Here is a 6,381-nt window from a genome sequence, read left to right as displayed (position 1 = left end):
CTCCTCCGCCTCCCCCGCCGCAGGCTGCCACGAGGCAAGCCGCTGCAAGCGCCGCACATGCCGCCCACGCCCCGGAACGCGGCGAGCGCCGCACGTCGACCTTGCGAAATTCCATCTGCTGCTCCTCCTCGTCGTGTCCGCGCCGGCGGACGGGTGTTCCGCTTGGAGGGCGAAGGCTCGCCTTCCAAGCGCTCCTGCGGGTTTCGAACCCGGTTGTTCTATCTGCCGTCCGCGGCTACTGCAGGAAGCCCATGCCGCGGGACTCGCGCACTTCGGGCTTGATGCGGTGCTCGGCCTCGAGCTGGTCGAGGAATTCGTCCGCCGAGAACTCGGTCGCGAGAATATCGGTCTGCCGTTTCACGGCCGCGAAATCCCCTGGGCACAGCTGTGTCAATTGCGCGAGCCGCGCCTGCATGGCGCCCGTGATGCGCCCGGCATCGCCCGCCAGCGCCTCGGTCACGAACATGCGTTCGCGCTGCGCGGAGGTAAGCGGCATGAACTTGATCTTGAAGGTGAAGCGCCGCAGCGCCGCCTGGTCGAGCCGCTCGAGCAGGTTGGTGGTGCAGACGAAGACACCGTTGAAGCGCTCCATGCCCTGCAGCATCTCGTTGACCTCGGTGACCTCGTAGGTGCGCTGCGCACCTCGGCGGTCCTGCAGGAAGCTGTCGGCCTCGTCGAGCAGCAGCACGGCCTTTTCGTTCTCGGCCTCGCGGAACATGGCGGCCATGTTCTGCTCGGTCTCGCCGACGTACTTGCTCATGAGGTCGCTGGCCTGCTTGATGATGAGCGGGCGGGCCAGGGCCTTGGCAATGTGCTCGGCCAGCGCGGTCTTGCCGGTGCCCGGCGCGCCGTAGAAGCACAGCGTGCCGTGGCCGCGCGCCTTCAGCGCCTGGACGATGCGCGGTATCTCGAAGCGGGTTTCGACATTGAGCATGTCGAGGTCGTAGGTGGTGACGCTGCGGCGCTCGCCGCGGCCGGTGTCGAGCGTGCCGAGCGCGAGGTCGGCATTGCGCAGCTGGCGCTCGATGAGCGCCTCGACGGAGGCTTCGTCGGTCTTCGCGAGCCCTGCGAAGCGCACGGCGGTGCGGATCTGCGCGGGCGTGAGTCCCTTGCGCTCGGCCAGCTTGGCGGTGAAGGCCTCGGACACGACCACGCCTTCGAGCGTCTTCTTCACGAGCTGCTCGCGCGCGCCGGGCGGCGGCGACTTGAGTTCGAGGTGGTAGGCAAAGCGGCGGCGGAAGGCCGGATCGATCTGCTCGATGCGGTTGGTGACCCACAGCGTGGGCACGGGGTTGGCCTCGAGGATCTGGTTGACCCAGGCCTTGCCGCTGACGCTGCCGCTGGTGGGCGCGGGAATCTGCTCCGCGCGCGCCATGAACTGCGCAGCCTCCGTGCTGATGGGCGGGAAGACGTCCTCGACCTCGTCGAACAGCAAGGCGGCCTGCGCGCTGCCCTTGAGGAACACCTGCGCGATCTGCAGCGAGCGGTAGCGGTCGCGCCCGCTGAGCGAGTTGCCGTCGCGGTCGGCGTATTCGACTTCGAAGAGCTCCAGCCCCGCCGCTTGCGCGACGACCTTGGCCAGCTCGGTCTTGCCGGTGCCCGGGGGGCCGTAGAGCAGCACGTTGACGCCGGGCTCCTTGCGAGCGACGGCGGCGCGCAGCAGGGTGACGAGCATCTGCGCGTCTTCCTGCACGAACGAGAAGTCGTGCGGCGTGAGCGCGCTCTTGGCCGAGGGCCGCGTGAACACGGCCATCAGCTCGTTGTGGTCGCGGTATTCGCGCATGAGCACCGGCGGCAGCTTCTCGCTGACCTTCATGAGGTCGGCGAGGTCGGTGATGTTGTGCTCGGAGATGAGGTTCTCGACGAGGCCGATGCGTTCGAGCCGCGAACCCGCGCGCAGCGCCTCGCCGACTTCGCTCGCGTTCACGCCCGCGATGTCGGCGATGGCGGCATAGGCCTCGGGGGCATTGTTGACCTTGAACTCGACCAGCAGCGAACGCAGGTCGCGCTGGTAGCGCGCGAGCGTGCCGTACAGCAGCAGCGCGCGCTCGGCCTTGTTGAGCTGAAGCAGGCCCGCGAGCGCGTCGATGTTCTTCTCGACCAGAGTCGACTGCTTGCGCAGCGCATGCGTGAGCCAGTCGCGCGTGACGGCCAGCACCGAGAGCAGGTCCTTGGGCTGGTCCTTGGCGTATTCATCGAGGTAGAAGAACAGCGTGCCCTCTTCGTACGGACCGCGCCACACGCCGTGGCGTTCCAGCAGCGTGCGGCCGTCGAAGTCTTCGACGCCCTTCCATGCCTCGTTGCCGGCGCAGCGCCGCCCCAGGAATTCGCGCAGCCGCTGCAGCACTGCCGCGGGCCACACCAGGTGCCGGCCCGTGAGCGACAGCAGGCCGTTGATGTCGCGCCGCACGTTGAAGCGCGGCCCCTGCTTGGCAGCGAGCGTCAGCACGAAGTGCGAGCACATGAGCTCGAGCACCGGTGCCTCCTTGAGGCCGGGCGACGGCAATGCCTGCCCGCGCACCGCAGCAGCCACCACATCGACACCCGCACGCTTCGCCATCAGGCAACCTCCAACGAGGAAAATCTCGGAGAGACCATAACGCAGACTTTTGGCTTCGGGAAGACCAGCAAACGGTAAAAACCCTCATGGTGCGATTCCAGCCACAATGCGCGCCATGGTCGGAATCGAAGAAATCCAGCGCGCCGCGGCGCGCCTGCAAGGCCAGGTGCTCGATACGCCCTGCGTCGAATCGCGCACGCTGTCGGAGATCGTCGGCGCCCAGGTGTTCCTGAAGTTCGAGAACCTGCAGTTCACATCGTCGTTCAAGGAACGTGGTGCGTGCAACAAGCTGGTCGATCTTTCCGAGAACGGTACACGGGGAGTGATCGCCATGTCTGCCGGCAACCATGCGCAGGGTGTGGCCTATCACGCGCAGCGGCTCGGCCTGCGCGCGCTCATCGTGATGCCGCGCTTCACCCCCGGCGTGAAGATCGAGCGCACGCGCGGCTTCGGCGCGGAGGTGGTGCTTCACGGCGACACCCTCGATGCGGCCCGAGCCCATGCCCTGGAGCTTGCGGCGCGTGAAGGACTGACCTTCGTCCATCCCTACGACGACGAAGCGATCATCGCGGGACAGGGCACCGTGGCGCTCGAGATGCTCGACGCGGTGCCCGATCTCGACACCCTGGTGGTGGCCGTCGGCGGCGGCGGGCTGATCGCCGGCATGGCGGTGGCGGCACGCGAGCGCAAGCCCGGCATCGAGATCGTCGGCGTGCAGACCACGCGCTTTCCAGCGATGGTCAACGCGGTCAAGGGTACGCATCATGCGCAGGGCAAGAGCACGATCGCCGAGGGCATCGCGGTCGGCACGCCGGGTGTGCTGACCCGGGAAATCATCGCGAGCAAGGTCGACGACCTGCTGCTGGTGGACGAGGGCGACATCGAGCAGGGCGTCCTGATGCTGCTGGAGATCGAAAAGACGCTGGTCGAGGGCGCCGGCGCGGCGGGGCTGGCGGCGCTGATCCGGCACCCGGGGCGCTTCAAGGGCAAGCGCGTGGGGCTGGTCCTGTCCGGCGGCAACATCGATCCGCTGCTGCTCGCAGCCATCATCGAACGCGGCATGGTCCGGGCCGGGCGACTGGCGCGCGTGCGCGTGAGTGCGCGCGATGTGCCCGGCTCGCTGGCCCAGATCACGGCCACTGTGGCAGAAGCGGGCGCTAACGTCGACGAGGTTCATCACCAGCGCGCATTCACGATGCTGGCGGCCCAGAACGTCGACATCGAGCTGGTACTGCAGACCCGTGGACGCGCGCACCTGGCAAGCGTGCTCACAGCGCTGAGGGATGCGGGCTTCGAGGCGGAGGAGCAGCATTGACCCTCGCCCGGCAAGAACGGCGGTGGGGGCTCGGAAGCCCCTAGAGCCGTTCAGGGCGACCCGCCGGTAAAATGCCCCTCAGTCTGTCAATTCGAGTCTTCGAGGTACTTCCCGATGTCCAACCCAACTCCCGTCGAGCCCAGCCACAGCGCTGCCGTCGAAAAGGACGCCGTCGAATCGGTCGTTCACCTGATGCCGCTGGTGCTTCCGCTGGCCGGCGGCGTGCTGATGCTGCTGCTCGCGTCTATCGCGGTGTACATGGCCTGACGCTGACAGTCATTGCCGCTTTTGTCCGCGGGCGGTGCGGCCCGCGTTGACGCAGTCTCCCGAAGCGAAACGTTTTCTCAAACGGACCTCCGTGCCTGAGCAGGTACGGCGCCCCGTTCGGAAAGACGATTTTTCAACTTAGGAGATTTTCCGATGAACGCACCCACGATGAAGGGCCTCACCATTCAGGCGCCCTCATACGTCAAGAACGCCAAGCTGATCGCCTGGGTGGCCGATATGGCCGCGCTGTGCAAACCCGAAGCCATCCATTGGTGCGACGGCAGCAAGGAAGAATACGACCGCCTCTGCCAGCAGCTGGTCGATGCAGGCACGTTCAAGAAGCTCAATCCGGTCAAGCGCCCCAACTCGTTCCTCGCGATCTCGGATCCGAGCGACGTGGCGCGCGTCGAAGATCGGACCTACATCTGCTCCGCGCAGAAAGAGAATGCCGGCCCGACCAACAATTGGATGGCGCCCGCCGAGATGCGCGCGACTCTTCAACCGTTGTTCGACGGCTGCATGAAGGGCCGCACGATGTATGTCGTGCCGTTCAGCATGGGCCCGCTGGGCTCGCCCATTGCGCACATCGGCATCGAGCTGTCCGACTCGCCCTATGTGGCGGTCAACATGCGCATCATGACCCGCATGGGCAAGGCCGTTTACGATGTGCTGGGCACCGACGGTGAATTCGTGCCTTGCGTGCACACCGTCGGCGCACCGCTCGAAGCTGGCCAGAAGGATGTCTCCTGGCCCTGCAACAAGACCAAGTACATCGTCCACTATCCCGAGACGCGCGAGATCTGGAGCTACGGCTCCGGCTACGGCGGCAACGCACTTCTGGGCAAGAAGTGCTTCGCGCTGCGCATCGCCTCGAACATGGGCCGCGACGAAGGCTGGCTGGCCGAACACATGCTGATCCTTGGCGTGACCAATCCCGAGGGCAAGAAATACCACGTGGCGGCCGCGTTCCCGAGCGCATGCGGCAAGACGAATTTCTCGATGCTCGTGCCCCCGGCCGGCTTCGAAGGCTGGAAGGTCACGACCATCGGCGACGACATCGCCTGGATCAAGCCGCAAGCCGATGGCTCGCTGCGTGCCATCAATCCGGAAGCTGGCTATTTCGGCGTTGCCCCCGGCACCAACATGCTGACGAACCCGAATTGCATGCGCAGCCTCGACGACGGCGTGATCTTCACCAACGTCGCGCTGACGGACGACGGCGACGTGTGGTGGGAAGGCATGGAGCAGGACGCACCGGGCAAGGCGCTGCCGGCGCACCTGATCGACTGGCAGGGCAAGGACTGGACGCCGCAGATCGCCAAGGAAACCGGCGCCAAGGCCGCTCATCCGAACGCGCGCTTCACCGTGGCCGCCACCAACAATCCCGCGCTCGACGAGGCTTGGGACGATCCGAAGGGCGTGACCATCGACGCCTTCATCTTCGGCGGCCGCCGCTCGACCACCGTGCCTCTGGTCACCGAAGCCCGCAACTGGGTCGAGGGCGTGTACATGGCAGCGACCATGGGCTCGGAAACGACCGCCGCCGCCGCCGGCCAGCAAGGTGTCGTGCGCCGCGACCCCTTCGCGATGCTGCCCTTCATGGGCTACAACATGAGCGACTACTTCCAGCACTGGCTCGACCTGGGCAAGAAGCTGGAAGCCTCTGGCGCAAAGTTGCCCAAGATCTACACGACCAACTGGTTCCGCAAGGGCGCGGACGGCAAGTTCGTGTGGCCCGGTTATGGCGAAAACATGCGCGTCCTGAAGTGGATGATTGATCGCGTTGAAGGCAACAAGCAGGACGGTGTCGAGCACATCACCGGCGTGAGCCCGCGCTATGAAGATCTGAACTGGACGGGACTGGACTTCAGTGCTGAGCAGTTTGCGACGGTGACCAGCATCGACAAGGCAGCTTGGCAAGCCGAGTTGAAGTTGCATTCCGAGCTGTTCAAGCAGCTGGAGCATCATCTGCCCAAGGAATTGCCGCAGACGAAGGCTGCGATCGAGCAGCGTCTGGCGGCCTGATTAGCGTCAGCGCTTAAATGAGAAAGCCCGATGGATGCGAGTCCATCGGGCTTTTTTGTTTCTGCTTATTTTTTAATAACAACGCTGTTTGCAATCAGGTTCATTCGCCCCAAAGCAAAAAACCCCAGTCAATTGCTTGACTGGGGTTTTCTGGGCTGTAAGAGCCTGACGATGACCTACTTTCACACGGGAACCCGCACTATCATCGGCGCTG

Annotated in this window: 5 protein-coding genes; 4 read left to right on the top strand and 1 reads right to left on the bottom strand. The window is 65.3% G+C overall.

All coding sequences use genetic code 11. The annotated features are described in order from the left end of the window. Window positions 1-235 precede the first annotated feature (235 nt). Window positions 236-2,560: an ATP-binding protein gene (locus tag AC1RVW_RS30475; protein WP_493204458.1), complete on the bottom strand. Its 2,325-nt coding sequence runs from the start codon at window positions 2,558-2,560 to the stop codon at window positions 236-238. A 115-nt stretch (window positions 2,561-2,675) separates the two neighbouring features. Here AC1RVW_RS30475 and AC1RVW_RS30470 point away from each other — a divergent pair, with 115 nt between their 5' ends. The 4 genes from AC1RVW_RS30470 to AC1RVW_RS30455 all read left to right on the top strand — a co-directional run. After that, on the top strand, window positions 2,676-3,875 hold the full coding sequence (locus AC1RVW_RS30470) for a threonine ammonia-lyase (protein ID WP_493204456.1): 1,200 nt from the start codon (window positions 2,676-2,678) through the stop codon (window positions 3,873-3,875). 114 nt (window positions 3,876-3,989) lie between these two features. Next, the gene (locus tag AC1RVW_RS30465; protein WP_172839973.1) at window positions 3,990-4,142 is read left to right on the top strand and encodes a hypothetical protein; all 153 of its coding nucleotides are present in this window, start codon (window positions 3,990-3,992) and stop codon (window positions 4,140-4,142) included. A 153-nt stretch (window positions 4,143-4,295) separates the two neighbouring features. After that, window positions 4,296-6,167, top strand: coding sequence for a phosphoenolpyruvate carboxykinase (GTP) (locus AC1RVW_RS30460; RefSeq protein WP_493204454.1), 1,872 nt, complete (start codon window positions 4,296-4,298; stop codon window positions 6,165-6,167). A gap of 30 nt (window positions 6,168-6,197) precedes the next feature. Continuing rightward, on the top strand, window positions 6,198-6,381 hold a 184-nt coding region (locus AC1RVW_RS30455), incomplete at its 3' end, for a hypothetical protein (RefSeq protein WP_493204452.1).

This window comes from Variovorax sp. MPBD4-3, assembly GCF_058809745.1.
This window is presented reverse-complemented; position numbering and strand designations above follow the sequence as displayed.